This window comes from Paraferrimonas sedimenticola (assembly GCF_002282855.1).
Classification (GTDB): domain Bacteria; phylum Pseudomonadota; class Gammaproteobacteria; order Enterobacterales; family Shewanellaceae; genus Paraferrimonas; species Paraferrimonas sedimenticola.
Genome location: NZ_NRIR01000005.1, coordinates 22,762 through 40,320, shown reverse-complemented (window position 1 = coordinate 40,320; position 17,559 = coordinate 22,762). Strand labels below are relative to the sequence as shown.

Genomic DNA, 17,559 nt, shown 5'->3' with positions numbered 1-17,559 from the left:
AAAGCGTTATCAGGAGGCTAAAGCGCGCGCAATATCGGGTGCTTTAGCCTAGGCAAACCATATCTAACCATAGACTAATATTGGCTTTTTTCATTGGCGCACAAAAAAATCCAGCCTCTTACAAGACTGGATTTTTAATGGTTTTATGCGAGCGAATTAGCGCTCAGGTAATACTTGTCCTAGCTGACTTTACCTTTGATTTTTTCGCGCAAGCTTTGCATTACCACGTAGAACACAGGAACCAAGCAAGTTCCTACAACGGTCGCCGCAATCATTCCTCCAAATACAGAGTAACCCAGAGAGTTACGGCTCGCGGCTCCGGCACCACTAGCGATAACCAGTGGCAGTACCCCAAGGATAAAGGAGAAAGCGGTCATCAACACCGCGCGGAAACGCAAGGTACCTGCGTTCACCGCTGCATCGATAATCGACTTGCCCACGTCTTCCCTTTGTACTTTGGCAAACTCAACAATCAAGATCGCGTTTTTACTGGCCAAGCCAATTAGCAACACCAATCCAATTTGCGAGTAGAGGTTCATGTCAGAACCGGCGATCGCAATGTTGAGGAAGGCCCCCAAAATCGCCACAGGAACCGCTAACATCACCGACAGTGGCACAGACCAGCTCTCGTACTGAGCCACTAAGAACAAGTAGGTGAACACCAGCGCCAGAGCAAAAATTACCGGCGCCAAGTTACCCGCTTTGATTTCCTGATAAGACTGCCCGGTAAAGGAGTAGCTGTAGCCCTGTGGCAAGGCCGTCAGCGCGGCCTCTTCAAGGGCGGCAATCGCCTGACCGGAACTGAAACCCGCCGCCGGAATGGCGTTAATCGTCGTGCTGCCAAACAAATTGTACTGATTGACCACTTCAGGTCCTAAAATCGGGCTGACAGTCACCAAAGTACTGAGAGGCACCATCTCGCCGTCATTGCTGCGTACGTAGTAGCGATTGATATCTAACTCAGAGTTACGGTATTGGCTTTCGGCCTGCACCATCACCCTAAACACCTTACCAAAGCGGTTGAAGTCGTTAACGTACATTGAGCCGAGCATGGTTTGTAGGGTACTGAACACTTCGCTCAGAGGAATACCCATGGCTTTGGCTTTCTCTCGATCCACATCCACGTACATCTGCGGCACATCGGCGCGGAAGTTTGAAAAGGCCACCGCAATCTCAGGTCGCTGATTGGCCTCCATGATAAAGCCGCCCATAACCGCTGACAGCTCTTGAGGCGAGCGTCCTAAGTTATCCTGCAGCACAAACTCCACCCCACCGACACTACCAATACCCGGAATTGGCGGCAGCGAAAAGGCCATTGCCTTCACCGCAGGGTTCGCGCCGTATTTGCCTTGCAGCCGTCGAACAATGGCCGCTTCGTGCATGTCATCGCTATCGCGCTCATCCCAATGAGACAAGGTCACAATCAGCAAACCACCGTTTGAGGCAATGGAGCCAGTTAGAATCGAGAAGCCACTGGCGTGAATCACGTTCTCTACCCCAGGCTCGGCCAAAGTCAGGTCTACCAACTCTGCCATCACCTCTTCAGTACGGTTGAGCGAAGCACCATCAGGTAGCTGAATATCCACCATGAAAGCTTTTTTGTCTTCCGAGGGAACAAAGCCCGACGGCAAGTAACTGGCCAATCCACCAGTAGCTGCCAGCAGCCCGAAGTAAGCGACCAATACGATGCCGGTCTTGCGAACCATGGAGCTCACAATGCTGGTGTATTTGCCGGTAACCTTTTCAAACACTTGGTTAAAGCGATAGTGGAAACCGCCGGTGTGCTCTTTGGGCACCCGCATTAACGAGGCACACAAGGCCGGACTCAAGGTCAGTGCGTTGACCGAAGAAATCAGTACCGCAATACAGATGGTAATAGAGAACTGAGCATACATTTGCCCGGTGATCCCCGGCATTACTGCAGTCGGCGCAAATACCGCCAACAACACCAAGGTGGTGGCGACAATTGGGCCGGTCACCTCTTGCATGGCTTTAACCGTAGCTTCTTGCGGACTTAAGCCCTCCTCTTGCATCAGGCGAGTGACGTTCTCCACTACGATAATCGCATCATCCACCACAATACCAATCGCCAGAATCAAGGCGAATAGGGACACGGTATTGATGTTCATGCCCACGGCTAACAAAAAGGCAAAGGTACCAATCAGTGATACGGGAATTGCAATCCCTGGAATTAAGGTCGAGCGAAAATCCTGCAGGAAGATGTACACCACCAAGACCACAAGACCGATCGAGATAAACAGGGTCTCAACCACTTCGGCAATCGAGGTTTCAACAAACTCCGTGGTGTCGTAGAGCACCTTGGCTTCTAAATCTTCCGGAAAGCGCGATGACAAACGCTCAATTTCACTCTTGATGTTTTGCGCCACTTCAAGGGCGTTGGCATCTGGCGACTGGTAAATAGCGATAATCGCGCTTGGCTTGTTGTTCAGCTTACCTTGAGCGTCGTAGGTCTGAGAGCCAAGTTCGACACGAGCTACGTCACTCATTCTCACCTGACTACCGTCTGGGTTTGAGCGCAGCACAATATTGGCGAACTCTTGTTCGCTTTTCAGACGACCTTGAGTTTGCAACGTGTATTGAAATTGCTGGTTCGGGTCAACCGGTGCAGCACCAATGCGCCCAGCGGCCACTTGAATGTTTTGCTCTTGCAGCGAGCCGACCACTTCCATGGGCGTGATGCCTAAACTGGCAAGCTTGTCTGGGTCCAGCCAAATCCGCATGGCGTAATCGAGTGCGCCGATGATTTGTACTTTGGACACGCCACTGACTCGGGCCAAAGCGTCTTTGATATTTAAGCCAGCGTAGTTGGTGATAAACAGGCTATCGAAGGTCTCGTTGGGAGAAACTAGGTTGACCACCAACAGAATGTTGGGACTTTGCTTCTCGACCTTAACCCCTTGTCGCTTCACCTCTTCAGGCAGCTTGGGCATCGCCTGTTGGACTCGGTTTTGTACTTTAACCTGAGCCATGTCCGGATCGGTGCCCACGTCAAAGGTGACCGACAAAGAGTAACTACCGTCGTTGGCTGACTTAGAGGACATGTAAATCATGTTCTCAACGCCATTCACCTCACTTTCGATGGGCTGGGCAATCACGTCTTTGACGATTTCAGCGCTTGCCCCAGAGTATGAGGTAGAAACGTTGACTTGCGGCGGAGCTAGGTTGGGAAACTCCGACACAGGCAAGATGGGGATCGACAACAGACCAGCAATGGTCAGTACGATCGAGATAACAAAGGCAAACTTGGGCCGATAGATAAAAAACTTACTTATCATGCTGAGCGCTCCCTAGCTGGCTTTTTGCTGAAACGGCATGACGTCGGCTTCAGAGGTTTGTACCTTAATTCCAGGACGAATTTTTTGTAGGCCTTCCATCACCACGCGTTCGCCATCTTTTAGGCCATCGATAACTTCCCACATGATCTCGACGCGGCGGCCTAACTCCACCAAGCGTTTTTGAACCATGCCTTCACTATCCACCACCATCACAAAGCGGCCCTGTTGGTCTTCTTGCACCGAGGCTTGTGGAACTAACAAAGTAGGCTCAGCATCAGGCGCTTCAATGATCACGTTAACGAACATACCGGCGATCAATAGCCCGCCAGGATTGCTGAAGGTAGCGCGCAGGCCTAGTGTGCCTGTGGCTGGGTCAATCCGGTTGGAAACAAAATCCAATTTGCCTGGCTGGTCGTAAATATTCTCATTGGGCAAGCGCAACTTAACAATCAGCTCGTTAAGCTTAGGCATGTTGGTTTCACCAGATTGCATCAGAATTTGGGCATCGGTAGCTGCGCGCTCGCTCACCTGAAAGTTCACCCACATGGGGTCGGTTTGCACCAAGGTGGCCATGTCGGTTTGCGGGGTAATCAAATCACCAAGACTCACCAGTGTGCGACTAATTCGACCTTTAATAGGGGCGTATACTTTGGTGTATTCCAATTGCAGACGAGTGGACTCTAGCGCAGCTTCTGCCTCGACTACTGCCGCCTCGGATTGAATTTTATTAGTGGTGAGGTCGTCCATGTCTTTACCGGAGATCAAACCGTCCGGCGCAAGGGCTTTACCACGCTTCCAGTTAATCTCGGCAACATCGCGAGCAGCAATCGCCTGTTTTAGCGCCGCTTGGCTTTGGGCGAGTTTAGCTTCGTAGGTGGCGGGGTCGATTTCAAACAACAAGTCACCCGCGTTAATTTCTTCCCCTTCGGTGAACTTTCGCTCGAGTAAAGGGCCTTCAACACGGCTGCGGATATTTACATCCTCAGAGGCTTGAACTCGGCCAACAAATTCAGCGCTTTGGCGAACATCTTTAAAATTAACGGTGAAAACGGTAACCGCAGGATCCGGAACTTCTGTTTGTTCGGCGGCAGGACCACAACCTGTGATCAAGCCTGTGGTGATGGTAAGAAGCAACGCAAAGCGTTTCATTATTATCCCCTTAACGCATTGTTCTAAATTACATCCAGCTAACAGTGTAAGGGAAATGTCTGATTTTAGACAGAAAAAAGCGCCTTCTATAAAAGCGCTTTTGGGGAGTTGGTAAGCTTGAGTTCAGTCAGTGATTAACTTCTGGCCACCGTCTGACGTAGGGTTTTGTTGTCCACGTGGCGAATGTCTTTGCCTTTAACAAAGTAGATTATGTACTCAGAAATGTTCTGACAGCGATCGCCAATGCGCTCCAGCGCTCTGGCCGCCCACATCACGGTTAGCACGTGCGGAATGGCCCGAGGGTCTTCCATCATGTGAGTCATCAGCTGACGCAACAGGGCTTCGTAAGACTGGTCAATTTCGCGGTCCTTACGATGCACTTGATAAGCGGCTTCGACGTCCATTCGAGCAAACGCATCTAGCGTCTCGTGCAGCATTTTTAACAACTGCCGGCCCATGCCTTCCACATTGACAAGCATGGTGGATTTCGGGTCGAGCTTTTTGTCCAACGCAATGGTCGCAATACGCTCGGCACTATCGCCAATGCGCTCAAGATCGGCAATGGTTTTTAGGATAGCCATGATCAAGCGCAAGTCAGAGGCCGCCGGCTGACGCTTAGCAATGATCCGCGTGCACTCTTCGTCGATGCTGACTTCCATGGCGTTAACCTTTTTATCGCCCTCGATAATGCGATTGGCCAACTCGATGTCAGATTCCATCATGGCAACCAGGCTTTGCTCTAACTGACGCTCGACTAGGCCGCCCATGATCATTACCTGATTGCGAACGTGCTCAAGCTCAGCGTTGAACTGCCCTGATATGTGCCTATTAAGTTTTAAATCATCCATTGCTTGAATCCTGACTAGCCATAACGGCCGGTAATATAATCTTCGGTTTGACGCTTGGCCGGTGTGGTAAATAAGGTGTTGGTGTCTGAGTATTCCACCAGCTCACCCATGTACATAAAGGCGGTGTTATCCGACACTCGCGCCGCTTGTTGCATGTTGTGAGTCACAATCACTACCGTGTACTTTTGCTTAAGCTCGGTGATCAGCTCTTCAATGGTCAAGGTCGAGATGGGGTCCAACGCCGATGTAGGTTCATCCAACAGCAGTACTTCGGGCTCAATGGCGATAGCGCGAGCAATCACCAAACGCTGTTGCTGACCGCCCGACAAGCCAAACGCATTGTCGTGCAAACGGTCTTTAACCTCGTCCCACAGCGCAGCACCGCGTAGGGCTTTTTCAGCGGCTTCATCTAACACGCGGCGCTCATTGATGCCTTGCAGGCGCAAACCGTACACCACATTCTCGTAAACCGACTTAGGGAACGGATTAGGACGTTGGAACACCATGCCTACGGTGCGACGCAAGGTGGCCACATCGACGCGCTTGTCGTAGATGTTTTGCCCTTGAAGCAAAATCTCGCCTTCGGTGCGACAGTCATCAATCAAGTCGTTCATGCGATTGATGCAACGCAGCAAGGTGGACTTGCCACAACCGGATGGTCCAATAAAGGCGGTTACCTGATTGCGCGGGATCATCATGGAAATGTTCTGCAGCGCCGGTTTATCACCGTAGTAAAGGTTTAGATCGCGAATTTCCAGCGACAACTGTTCAGCACTCAAGCTGTTTAAGTCCTGCTTGCTGCTGGTCTGATGCTCGATGTCTAGTGAAATCATTCCTGCTTAATCCTATATGCCTGCTTCGCGATTAGTGTTCTAGCGAACGGAATTTTTCTCGAAGGTGATTACGCACGCTAATGGCGGTAATGTTCAGCGCCACAATCACGCTCACCAACAAGAAGGAAGTGGCGTACACCAAAGGACGCGCCGCTTCTACGTTAGGGCTTTGAAAGCCAACGTCAAAAATATGGAAACCCAAGTGCATGAACTTGCGCTCTAAATGCACATAGGGGAAGTTGCCGTCAATCGGCAGGCTTGGGGCTAATTTTACCACACCCACCAGCATCAGTGGCGCCACCTCACCAGCCGCGCGGGCGACTGCCAAAATCAATCCAGTCATGATGGCCGGGCTGGCCATGGGCAACACAATGCGGAACAGGGTTTCAGCCTTGGTCGCGCCCAGTGCCAAACTGCCTTGGCGAACCGAAGGTGGAATGCGGGACAAGCCTTCCTCGGTGGATACAATCACCACCGGTAGCGTCAAAATCGCCAAGGTCACCGCAGACCAAAGTACCCCAGGTGAACCAAAGGTGGGGCTAGGCATGGCCTCTGGGTAAAACAGCTGGTCAATGCTGCCGCCAAGCACATACACAAAGAAGCCCAAGCCAAATACGCCATACACAATCGATGGCACACCAGCGAGGTTAATCACCGCAATCCGCACCATACGTGTAATCGGACCTTTTTTGGCGTACTCGTGCAAATACACAGCAGCGACCACCCCAAATGGGGTCACAATCACTGCCATTAGCATCACCATAAATACGGTGCCGAAAATCGCCGGGAAGACTCCGCCTTCGGTGTTGGCCTCACGAGGGTCGTCGCTGACAAACTTGCCCAAGCCGTGTAGCCAGTGCCCCACTTTGCCAAACCAACCCAGCTGGTTGTTATAGGACACATCCAATATTTGGCTTAACGGCAAACGCACCTCTTCACCGCGCATGTCGCGAACAATGACCGCGTCTTTGCCTAGCTCGTCGCGAATGGCGAATAGCTCTTTTTCCAGCTCCAAATATTGTGCCTGCAGCTCGTCGCGCTTGGCTTCAATATTGGCTAAGCGTTCAACGGTCAGTGTACCTTTGAGCTCGTGACGACGCTGCTCTAAACGCAGCCGTTCTAGGGACCAGTTCACCGCGCCAATGTCTTTCTTTTGCAAGGTTTCGGCTTGCTCGCCCACTTCAAGGGCGCCATTCAGACTGTCGGCAATCGCTTGGCGCAAGTCGTTGGTGGCGAAAGGTTGGCCGTCTATCTCAAGGCGAATTGGCGTGCCATAAAAATTACCGTTCTTAACTCGCTCAAATACCGCCAGCTCTTTTGGCGCACTTTGGCTGACAATGTCGGTTTCTAGCACCCAGCGAAAATCCAGATCCACGTATTCGCGGTTACCGGTTTTAATCAGAAAACGCTCCACCTGTTCGCCAGGCGCTCGAGCAAATTCGACACCGGCGGCTTGCAGACGCTCGGTGGCAACGATTTCGCGATCGTACAGCTCACCAATCACCACTTCTTGACGGCCATCGGCGAACTGTAGGTTCCATTGAGTGATCTCACCAGGCCAGAAAAAGGTTAATCCGCGCCAGGCAATCAGTAGCAAAAGTCCCAACACCGCAATCAGGCTTAGGCTCACAGCGCCTGCGGTCATCCATATCCAGGGCGAACCCGATTTAAACCAGTTGTTCATCGTTGCCATTCCTACCGTTTAAAGCGCGCGATAGCGGTCGCGTAAACGCTGACGCACATATTCGGCTAGGGTGTTGAAAATAAAGGTGAAAATAAACAGTACAAAGGCAGCTAAGAAAAGCACCCGATAGTGTGAGCTGCCCATCGCCGATTCCGGCATTTCTACCGCAATGTTGGCTGCTAGGGTGCGCATCCCTTCAAAGATGCTCCACTCCATAATCGGGGTGTTACCCGTGGCCATTAGCACAATCATGGTCTCACCAACCGCTCGACCGATGCCCATCATTACCGCCGAGAAAATCCCCGGGCTGGCGGTCAAAATCACCACGCGAGTCAGGGTCTGCCACTGGGTGGCGCCAAGCGCAAGCGAGCCGTTGGACAGGTGACGAGGTACGCTGAAAATCGCATCTTCTGCAATTGAGAAAATGGTCGGGATGACGGCAAAGCCCATGGCGATTCCCACCACCAAAGCGTTGCGTTGGTCAAAGGTAATGCCAAGGTCATTGGTGATATAGGCGCGCGTATCGCCATCAAATAACAGATTTTCCAGCGACGGGCTAAGCAAGAATGCGCCGTAACCTACCGCTAGCAGCACCGGAATCAAAAACAGTTCGCGATAATCCTCAGGCAGTTTTAGCTTCCAATTTTGCGGCATGAAATGCCAGGCCACGGCACTGGCCAGCATCGACAGTGGCAGCAGAATCAGCATCAGAACAATGCCGGGAAGATTTTCTTCCACCAAAGGCGCTAACCACAGCCCGGCTAAGAACCCCAAAATTACCGTGGGCAGGGCTTCCATGATTTCTACCGTTGGCTTAACAATTGCGCGCACCCCGGGACTCATGAAATAAGCGGTGTAAATCGCTCCAGAGATGGCAATTGGTGCGGCAAATAGCATGGCGTACATGGCCGCCTTTAAGGTGCCAAATGCCAATGGCGTTAAGCTAAATTTGGCTTCGAAGTCTTCGTTGGCCGAGGTGGATTGCCATACGTAATCCGGCTCGGGATAGCCTTCATACCACACCTCTTGCCACAGCGCGCTCCAAGACACTTCAGGATGTGGATTGTCGATCATTAGCAACTGAGCGCCGTTTTCTCCCTGAGCCAGCAGCGAGTTCGAACGAGGGCTAAACGCCATGCCGCCTGATAACGACATTTGCGTATCAAAAGTCAGAAGTTGACGCTCACTGGTGGTGTAAAACAGCGCGGTCTTACCCGAACTATCCGCCGCCATAAAGCTCTTGCGGTAATACTCAGTCGCCAGCTGCGAAACCGCAAAGCCTGCGTTAAATTCACGAATTCTTTGATAGCTGCGGCCACCTTCGCCAAGCACCTGAAACCATTGACTGATCACGCCATTATCATTGGCCACCAAAATCGAACTGGCACCCGCTAATAACTCTATGTCTGTAATTTTGGCTTGAGGCTCACCCGCTTCCAGCATTTGCTTGAGCGTCACCGACTCCACATCGCGAATATCGTAAATGTATATCTTGCTGCCACTTTGCAGAATCAACTCGCGCTGGTCTGGAGTAAGCAGTAAACGGTCGACCTGTGATGGCGCATTGGTAATAGCACCCGACTCGGCATACCACTCCACCTCTTCAGTGATAAAGTTCACTTCTGCTTGCTGCTGGCTGACTCGCACTTCCCCCGGAGTCACGTAAGCAAAGGTCAACTTCTCTTCGCTGGCACCTACCGCTAGGCCTAATAAAGGCAAGCCCTGATAGTCCACCTGAATTGGCGCCTCGCCGTAAGGGAAACGCAGTCTCGGCGAGATTAAGCGCTTGTCATTGGGGTAAGAAACGCTAAACCCTGGCTGGGCCACAAACGCCTGACCATTGTCCAAGCCCCAAATCGCCAATTGTTGATGGGACATGGCGCGGGTGGCGGATACCGGAGAAGCACCGTCGGGAAATTCAATCTGATAGTTAGCCATTACTCCTTGGTTATTCGGAGTTAGGCCGTAGTAAATAATGGCACCATCGGCACTGGCGCGAAAGGCAACCTCATTTTGTTCATCCACACCCAGTTTTATCGTGGCGACATTTGAGGCATATTGGATTTGAGGTCCGGAAGCTATCTTGGCGCTTTCAAACAGTGGCTTAACCACATAGCCGAGATAGAAAAATATCAACACTAAGGCCAGCAATACCATAATGCCGCCGACTGTAACCCCATATTGGGTCAATCGGTCCTTGATGAGGCGCTTGCCTTGCTGAGTCGCCAGAATCCCGGCGCTCGCTGGCGTGTCTTCTTGACGAGCCAGTTGATTCATTCCTAACCTCAAAAGAGTTGGTATTTTCGTGATGATAGCTGGCGCAAATTATATTTACGCTATATGACAGTATTGTTACAACGAGGGGACGCGCACCTATGCAACGCTACTTAATTACGCTGCAAGTACCTGACAGATCCGGTTTGGTGGAGCAAATCGCTCAACACCTATCCCGTCTGGGTGGTCACTGGTTAGATTCTGAATTACGGCACATCGACGCCTTGTTTGCCGCCATTATAGTCATCGAATTGCCCCAAGAACACTGGGGTGAATTGGTAGATTCTCTGGAAAGCATCGACGGACTCACACTAACCGGCGAAAAACTGTTAGAAATTCCCCACGACTCGCCAGTGGTTCGCATCTCGGTGATCGGCAATGACCGTCCGGGTTTCGTGCACCAAATCTCTAATTTAATTGCCGCTCAGGGCATCAATATCGAGCGTTTTTCCAGTAACCGAGAATCCGCTAGCCACACGGGAATTTCGCTGTTTAAAGCAGACTTAACCTTGAGTCCAGTCAACGAGCAAAGCTATCACGCGCTTGAGTCTAAACTCTACGAAATGGGCGATGACCTGCAACTCGATAGGCTCGATTAACTCACCTAAGATCATGGCAGCAAAGGCAATTATTGGGTAATCTGATTTATTAGCTGTTCCCAATAAAAATGACTGAGTGCTGCCATGGATCCTGCCCCTTCTCTAAGTGTCAGCGAGGCCACCCCTCGCGTTGAAAAAGAAATCAGTTGGCTATCGTTTAACGAACGCGTGCTTCAGGAAGCCGCCGACCCTTCGGTGCCGGTAGTGGAGCGAGTGCGCTTTCTGGGTATTTTTTCCAACAACCTAGACGAGTTCTTTCGCGTTCGTGTGGCTAACATCCGTCGTCGGGTCACATTAGACAATGCCAGAGGCAGCGACAGCGGTGCCGCTCAATTGCTTGAGCGCATTCAATCCAAAGTGCTCAATCTGCAGCAGGAGTTTGATGCCATCTACGCCAGTTGTCTGCGCGAGCTAGCACGCCACAACATCTTTTTAATCAACGAGCGTCAGATGAGCGAGGCACAAGCGAGCTGGGCGCAGCAATACTTTAAAGACAAGGTCAAACGCCATATCACTCCTGTGGTACTCGACGGCGTGCCCAACCTCACCGACGTGATTGCCGATGGCCTGACCTACATGATGGTGGCTCTGCACAAAGAGCAGCGAGTGCAATACGCCTTGATAGAAATTCCATCGGACAAGGTAGCGCGCTTTGTACAATTACCTCATGAAAAATCCAAGAAACGCAAAGCCTTGATTCTTATCGACAACATCATTCGCTATTGCATCGAAGACTTGTTCACTGGCTTTTTCGAGTTCGACCGCATCGAATGTCATGCGATGAAACTCACTCGCGACGCCGAATTCGACCTGTCCGAAGATCTCGACCAAAGCTTTACTGAAAAGATGTCCCATGGTCTGAAACAGCGCTTAACTGCAGCGCCAGTGCGCTTTGTGTACGACAGAGAGATGCCCGCTCATTGCCTACAGCGGCTTATCAATCAGTTGGGCATAGAAAACACTTCGAGCCTGATCCCGGGCGGGCGCTACCACAACTTTCGGGATTTCATCAGCTTTCCCAACCCAGGCCGCAAGTATTTGGAGTACCGTAAGAACCCGGCAATCAAGACCCGTCAGTTTGAAGATTTCACCACGGTATTTGAAGCCATTAGCCACAGCGACGTGTTGCTCTACTACCCCTACCACAGGTTCTCCTACCTCACCGAGTTCTTGCGCCAAGCGGCGTTTGACCCGGCGGTGCGAAAAATCAAAATCAACCTGTATCGAGTGGCGCGAAACTCACGCATCATCGCCTCTCTGATTGACGCGGTGCAAAATGGCAAGCAGGTGGAAGTGGTTATCGAGCTCAAGGCGCGTTTTGACGAAGAGGCCAATATTGAGTGGTCTAAAGAGCTAAGCGAAGCCGGTATTCAACTAAGCTTCGGTATCTCTAACTTAAAGGTGCATTCCAAACTCATGTTGATTGAACGCGTCGAAGAGGGGCAACCCCAGCTATACGCCCACGTGGGTACCGGCAACTTCCATGAGAAGACCGCCAAGATTTATACCGACTTTGCGCTTTTCACCAAAGACCCCAGAGTCACCGAAGAAGTATCGCAAGTATTTGATTTTGTACAGCGCCCTTATCGACCGGTGAGCTTTAACCATTTGCTAGTCTCTCCCATTGAAGCCCGCGACAAGATATTGGCCATGATTGATGATGAGATTGCGGCGGCAAGTAATAAACGGAAAGCCGAGATCTGGTTAAAAGCCAATAACTTAGTCGACGATGAGATAGTTGAGCGACTCTATCTGGCCTCTCAAGCAGGCGTGAGCGTCAAGATCTTAGTGCGCGGTATGTGTGCCCTGACTCCGGGAGTGAAGGGCTTATCGGATAAAATCCGTGCAATCAGCGTGGTCGACCGCTATTTAGAGCACCCTCGTGTGATGTATTTCTATGCGGGTGGTGAGCAAAAGCTCTACATTACCTCGGCAGACCTAATGCGCCGCAACTTGGATTTGCGCGTTGAAGTGGGCTGTCCGATTTATCACCCGGAGCTTAAGAAACTCATCATGGACACTCTTAAATTGCATTGGTCCGATACCACTAAGGCGCGCATCATCGACGCTGAGCAAAGCAACGCCTATGTGGCCCGTGGCAATCGCAAAAAAATTCGCTCGCAAGAAGCCATCTACGAGTATTTGGCCGCCAGGGAGCAGCGCGATGACGGATAATCCGAGCCCAATTATTGCCGCTATCGACATGGGCTCTAACAGCTTTCACTTTTGCGTTGCGCGACGAGTCAAAGACCAAATTCAGCAAGTGTACTCGTTCAAGCAAAGAGTGCGCTTGGCCGAGGGCATGGACGACGATGGCAATCTTTGTCCACAGGCCATGGAGCGCGGTCTTGAGTGTTTGAATCAATTCGCCGACAAACTGGCGGAGCTTGAAGTCGACCAAACTCGAGCCGTGGCCACTTTTGCCCTGCGCCAGGCACCCAATCGCGAAGACTTTGTCGATGAGGCCAATCGCATCCTCCCCTGTGAAATCGAAGTGGTACCTGGTGTGGAAGAGGCTCGCCTGATTTTTCAGGGGGTGCGCCTATCACAGCACATTGACCGCCCCTCGCTAGTCATCGACATTGGCGGCGGCTCTACCGAGTTCATCATAGGCGGCGAGAACGAGCCGCAGATGTTGCACAGTGAAGCCATGGGCTGCGTCTCCTTTCAGCAGTATTTCTTCTCCAAAGAGATCAGCAAACGCCAGTTCAAGAAAGCCATTTTGCGCGCCGAACGCCAAATGCACCCCTTCGTAAACGCCTTTAAACATCAGGGCTGGGACAAGGTGATTGGCACCTCAGGTACGGTAAAAGCCATTATGAATTTGTGCCTAAACCAAGCCGACGATCAATCGCGTCTGACCGACGAGCATCTCAAACAGCTGCAACAAGATTTATGCGATGACCCGCAGCAATTGCTCGACGCTGGACTCGACCCCGAGCGTCTGCGAGTTTTGCCCGGTGGCTTGGCCGTGCTGCGCGGCATTTTTTCTGTATTCAAGATTGAAGCGATGGAGTTCAGCCCCGCTGCGCTGCGCGAAGGGGTGATTAGCGAGATGCTACACCCGACTCACATAGGCTCGGTAGCCAATCACACGGTGGACAGTTTGCGCCGTTTATACCACGTCGACCAAGACCACGCCGACAACGTCAGCAAAAGCCTGGCGTATCTGATCAGCGGGTTAAAAATCAAAGTCGAGCTGCAGCAATTGCTGTTTTGGGCGGCACAACTGCACGAAATTGGTATTCAGCTCAACCCAAAAGGCTTTCAACGCCACAGTGGTTATATCCTCTCAGAAGCCAATATGCGCGGCTTTAATTTGGAGCAGCAGCAGGTGTTGGCTTGGTTGGTGAGCCACCACCGCAAGAATTTGAAAAACCTACAAAAGCTCGATGTGCGCTTGGCCTCAAACAAACAGCTGATGCAAAGTCTGATAGCCCTGCGCATTGCTTGTCTGTTGCATCTGGGCCACACCAGCAATCACTACCCAGTAACCCTTACCCAAGACGGCGAACACATGCACTTAGGCCTACCGCCTGAGTTGTATCAAAACGAACTCTTGATGTCCGAGCTAGTTCGAGAGCAACACTATTTAAAAGTGGTGAATTGGAGTCTTAGCGTCGAAGAAGTCGACTAAGCACTTATCCTTAAAACCAACAAGCCCACGCAATGCGTGGGCTTGTTGACGACTGGGAAGTCAGCGTGGATTACAAACGAATGCCTGCAGCGGCTAGGTCTTTAGCTACAACGCTGTTTGGTAGCGCAATGTATCCGTCTTTCTCAACAATGGTTTGTCCCTGAGCCGATAGCATGTAGCGAACGAACTCGCGCTCCATTGGTGATAAGGGCTTGTTAGGGTGCTTGTTGATGTACACGTATAGATAGCGTGACAACGGGTATTTACCCGAAGCGGCATTTGCCTTGGTGGCGGCAATGTACTTGTCGCCTTTTTTCGACAGGGCTACTGCTTTCACACCGGCGGTCTGGTAGCCGATGCCCGAGTAACCGATGGCGTTTAGCGACTTGGTCACCGACTGCACCACCGACGCCGAACCCGGCTGCTCATTTACGTTACTCTTAAAGTCACCTTTACACAGGGCTTTGCTCTTAAAGTAGCCGTAGGTGCCAGATACCGAGTTGCGACCGTAAAGCTGAATATCGCGATTCTTCCAGTTACCTTCTAAACCGACCTCACCCCAACGAGTGACTGGGTTACCACCGCACTTAACCGTTGAAGAGAAAATGCCGTCAACCTGCTCCATCGACAAGCCTTTGATTGGGTTGTCTTTGTGCACGAATACCGCTAGCGCATCGATAGCTACGCGGATCGCTGTAGGCTTGTAGCCGTAGTGATTTTCAAAAGCCTCGATTTCGTTGGGCTTCATCTTGCGGCTCATAGGGCCAAATTGCGAAGTGGCTTCGGTCAAGGCCGGTGGCGCTGTTGACGAGCCCGCCGCCTGAATCTGTACATTCACATTGGGATACAGGGTTTTAAAGTCTTCGGCCCACAAGGTCATCATGTTGGCCAAGGTGTCAGAGCCTACCGATGAAAGGTTACCGGAAACACCACTGACTTTTTCGTACTTGGGTAGCGCTGCGTCGATTGCCGCAGTTGCCGATGCCGTAAACACAGCTGCCGATACGGTTATCGCAGTTGCTAGCTGTTTGAATTTCATGGTTTTCTCCAACATAAATTGGTTTGTTATGGGCCGTATTATCGAGCTTTAGTATCGAAGCGGCCGATGACAATTATGCGACTGATTTATGACAGTTAAATGACAGGACTAACCAAGTATTTGCTAGGAATCACAAAGCTGAATCGACTGCCTTGTCCCGCTTGGCTTTGAACTCGCAGCTCGCTTTGATGTTGGCTAAGGGCATGTTTTACGATGGCCAGCCCAAGGCCACTGCCGCCGGTGTCCCGTGAGCGCGCCCGATCCACTCGATAAAAGCGCTCAGTCAGGCGATGGATATGAGCCGGCTCTACGCCAATTCCTTGATCTTTGACCGCAAATTCCACCCCCGCAGGATGCGCCTGCCAGCTCACCACAATCTCACCGCCATCCGGCGAATAACGGATGGCGTTACTCACTAAGTTGCTAAACGCGGCTCTGAGTTGCTGCTCGTTGCCATAGCATTGCAGCGAGGTATCGATTTCAAAGGTGAGTTTGTGTCGCTCGCGAGAAAGTCCTAGAGCTTCTTGATTGAGATCCGCCAGCATGGCGTCAATGGGCACGGGATGACTCATATCGATTTCCTGGGCCGACTCGATTCTGGAAAGCTCCAGTAACTGTTCCACCAGCCCACTCATGCGCACGACTTGTTGCTGCATCAAGGTCAGGGATTTTTGTTGGTGACTCTCGGCGGTCATTTCCATCATCTCAAGATAACCTTGCAACACAGTCAGCGGAGTTTTGAGTTCATGGCTGACATTGGCCACAAAATCGCGGCGCATGTTCTCAAGTTGGCGCATGCGCCTAATATCGCGGGCAATCAGCAAAAACTGACTGTCGCCATAGGGAATAATTCGAATCTCGACCACCTGCTCTTCCACCTGAATCGGCTTGAATTCAAAGGGGTCGCTATAATCTCGGCGGTGCAGGTATTTGGTAAATTCTGGGGTGCGCAGCAGGTTGTCGATGCGTTGGTTTTGGTCCAACGGCCAACGCAATCCCAAGTGGATGCTTGCCAGCCGGTTACACCAGATGATTTTAAACTCGTGGTCCAAAACCACAGCGGCGTCAGGCATGGCTTCGGCACCTTGGCGAAAGCGGCGCAACAAGCCTGCCAAACCGCGAACTTTGCGACGGTTTTTGTTCTGCAAACGGTACAAACCGTTAAAGGTATTTTCCCAAGCGCCTTTGCCCGATGGGGGCGTCAAACGGCGATCGCGCCATAGCCAATTGGAGAGTTTTTGATGTTGAGTGTATTGCCACAACAAGAGTCCGCCGCAGCCTAGCACTAGACACAGCAGAACCGAGTCGAACAGCAAGCCAACCAGCAAAAATACGCTGAACCAGCCGATGATACGCCAGAGGATCTGGCCTGTGGAGAAAGATTCAATCATCGACGACTTTGGTCCAGCTGCTGTGTTGAGGCTAAGATATCAGAGATTTATAAACGAGTCGAAAAGCGATATCCGGCGCCGCGGACGGTTTGAACCATTAAATGGTGGCCGGATTCTTCCAGCGCTTTGCGCAGCCGACGAATGTGAACATCGACGGTGCGATCTTCTACATACACGTTGGTGCCCCAGACGTTGTCCAACAATTGTTCGCGGCTGTACACGCGCTCGGGATGAGTCATAAAAAAGTGCAGTAAGCGAAACTCAGTAGGCCCTAACTCCACCACTTCCTCATTGGCCATCACGCGGTGGCTTACCGGGTCGAGCACCAAACCACTAACATCGATGGCATCTTCCACTCGGGTCGGCGCGCTGCGACGCAGCACGGCCTTAATACGAGCCATCAGCTCTTTCGGTGAAAAAGGCTTGGTCACGTAATCATCAGCACCAACCTCAAGACCGCGAACCTTGTCTTCTTCTTCGCCGCGAGCGGTCAGCATGATGATCGGGATGTGGCGAGTGAAGTCGTCTTGCTTGACCTCGCGGGCCAAGCGAATACCGCTACCGCCGGGCAACATCCAATCCAACAAAATTAAATCTGGTAGGGGTTCGCACACTTTTGCCAACCCTTGGTCGTAATCTTCTGCGCTCACCGCTGTGTACCCGTGTTGCTCTAACACAAAGGTAAGCATGTCGCGGATGGCTGATTCGTCTTCAATGACTAAAATGCGTGCGGGCATTGACTCTAGTTCCAATCTTATCGGTTTATGCTGGCGCCTATTATTGTGAGCCAATATTACAAATTTATGAAG

At 51.5% G+C, this 17,559-nt stretch carries 12 protein-coding genes; 3 read left to right on the top strand and 9 right to left on the bottom strand.

Annotation, left to right across the window (positions count from 1 at the left end):
* Positions 1–179: 179 nt before the first annotated feature.
* The 6 genes from CLC93_RS09735 to CLC93_RS09710 all read right to left on the bottom strand — a co-directional run bounded on the left by CLC93_RS09735 (position 180) and on the right by CLC93_RS09710 (position 10,087).
* Complete coding sequence (locus CLC93_RS09735; protein WP_095505778.1) at positions 180–3,296, bottom strand: efflux RND transporter permease subunit; 3,117 nt, start codon at positions 3,294–3,296, stop codon at positions 180–182.
* A gap of 12 nt (positions 3,297–3,308) precedes the next feature.
* A complete protein-coding gene (locus CLC93_RS09730; RefSeq protein WP_095505777.1) occupies positions 3,309–4,445 on the bottom strand; it encodes an efflux RND transporter periplasmic adaptor subunit in 1,137 nt (378 codons plus the stop codon).
* Between the two features lie 134 nt (positions 4,446–4,579).
* Entirely contained in the window at positions 4,580–5,293 is a 714-nt protein-coding gene (gene phoU / locus CLC93_RS09725) for a phosphate signaling complex protein PhoU (protein WP_095505776.1), read from the bottom strand.
* A 14-nt stretch (positions 5,294–5,307) separates the two neighbouring features.
* Positions 5,308–6,126 (bottom strand): phosphate ABC transporter ATP-binding protein PstB, encoded by an 819-nt coding sequence (pstB, locus tag CLC93_RS09720; RefSeq protein ID WP_095505775.1) that lies wholly within the window; start codon positions 6,124–6,126, stop codon positions 5,308–5,310.
* 31 nt (positions 6,127–6,157) lie between these two features.
* Positions 6,158–7,810 (bottom strand): phosphate ABC transporter permease PstA, encoded by a 1,653-nt coding sequence (gene pstA, locus CLC93_RS09715; RefSeq protein ID WP_095505774.1) that lies wholly within the window; start codon positions 7,808–7,810, stop codon positions 6,158–6,160.
* Between the two features lie 18 nt (positions 7,811–7,828).
* On the bottom strand, positions 7,829–10,087 hold the full coding sequence (locus CLC93_RS09710) for an ABC transporter permease subunit (RefSeq protein ID WP_095505773.1): 2,259 nt from the start codon (positions 10,085–10,087) through the stop codon (positions 7,829–7,831).
* 98 nt (positions 10,088–10,185) lie between these two features.
* Here CLC93_RS09710 and CLC93_RS09705 point away from each other — a divergent pair, with 98 nt between their 5' ends.
* From CLC93_RS09705 to CLC93_RS09695, 3 genes are all read left to right on the top strand, one after another.
* A complete protein-coding gene (locus CLC93_RS09705; protein ID WP_095505772.1) occupies positions 10,186–10,683 on the top strand; it encodes a glycine cleavage system transcriptional repressor in 498 nt (165 codons plus the stop codon).
* Positions 10,684–10,767: 84 nt separating this feature from the next.
* Positions 10,768–12,858: a polyphosphate kinase 1 gene (gene ppk1, locus CLC93_RS09700; RefSeq protein WP_095505771.1), complete on the top strand. Its 2,091-nt coding sequence runs from the start codon at positions 10,768–10,770 to the stop codon at positions 12,856–12,858.
* Positions 12,848–14,320 carry a Ppx/GppA phosphatase family protein gene (locus CLC93_RS09695; RefSeq protein WP_169902955.1) on the top strand — a complete coding sequence of 491 codons (1,473 nt, stop codon included), beginning with the start codon at positions 12,848–12,850 and terminating at the stop codon, positions 14,318–14,320. The genes ppk1 and CLC93_RS09695 overlap by 11 nt, the downstream gene beginning before the upstream one ends.
* A 70-nt stretch (positions 14,321–14,390) precedes the next feature.
* Here the strand turns inward: CLC93_RS09695 and CLC93_RS09690 are convergent, their stop codons facing one another.
* The 3 genes from CLC93_RS09690 to phoB all read right to left on the bottom strand — a co-directional run bounded on the left by CLC93_RS09690 (position 14,391) and on the right by phoB (position 17,487).
* Positions 14,391–15,359: a PstS family phosphate ABC transporter substrate-binding protein gene (locus CLC93_RS09690; protein WP_095506018.1), complete on the bottom strand. Its 969-nt coding sequence runs from the start codon at positions 15,357–15,359 to the stop codon at positions 14,391–14,393.
* A 95-nt stretch (positions 15,360–15,454) separates the two neighbouring features.
* A complete protein-coding gene (gene phoR, locus CLC93_RS09685) occupies positions 15,455–16,750 on the bottom strand; it encodes a phosphate regulon sensor histidine kinase PhoR (protein ID WP_095505769.1) in 1,296 nt (431 codons plus the stop codon).
* 47 nt (positions 16,751–16,797) lie between these two features.
* Positions 16,798–17,487, bottom strand: a complete 690-nt coding sequence (gene phoB, locus CLC93_RS09680) for a phosphate regulon transcriptional regulator PhoB (protein ID WP_095505768.1) — start codon at positions 17,485–17,487, stop codon at positions 16,798–16,800.
* Positions 17,488–17,559 lie beyond the last annotated feature (72 nt).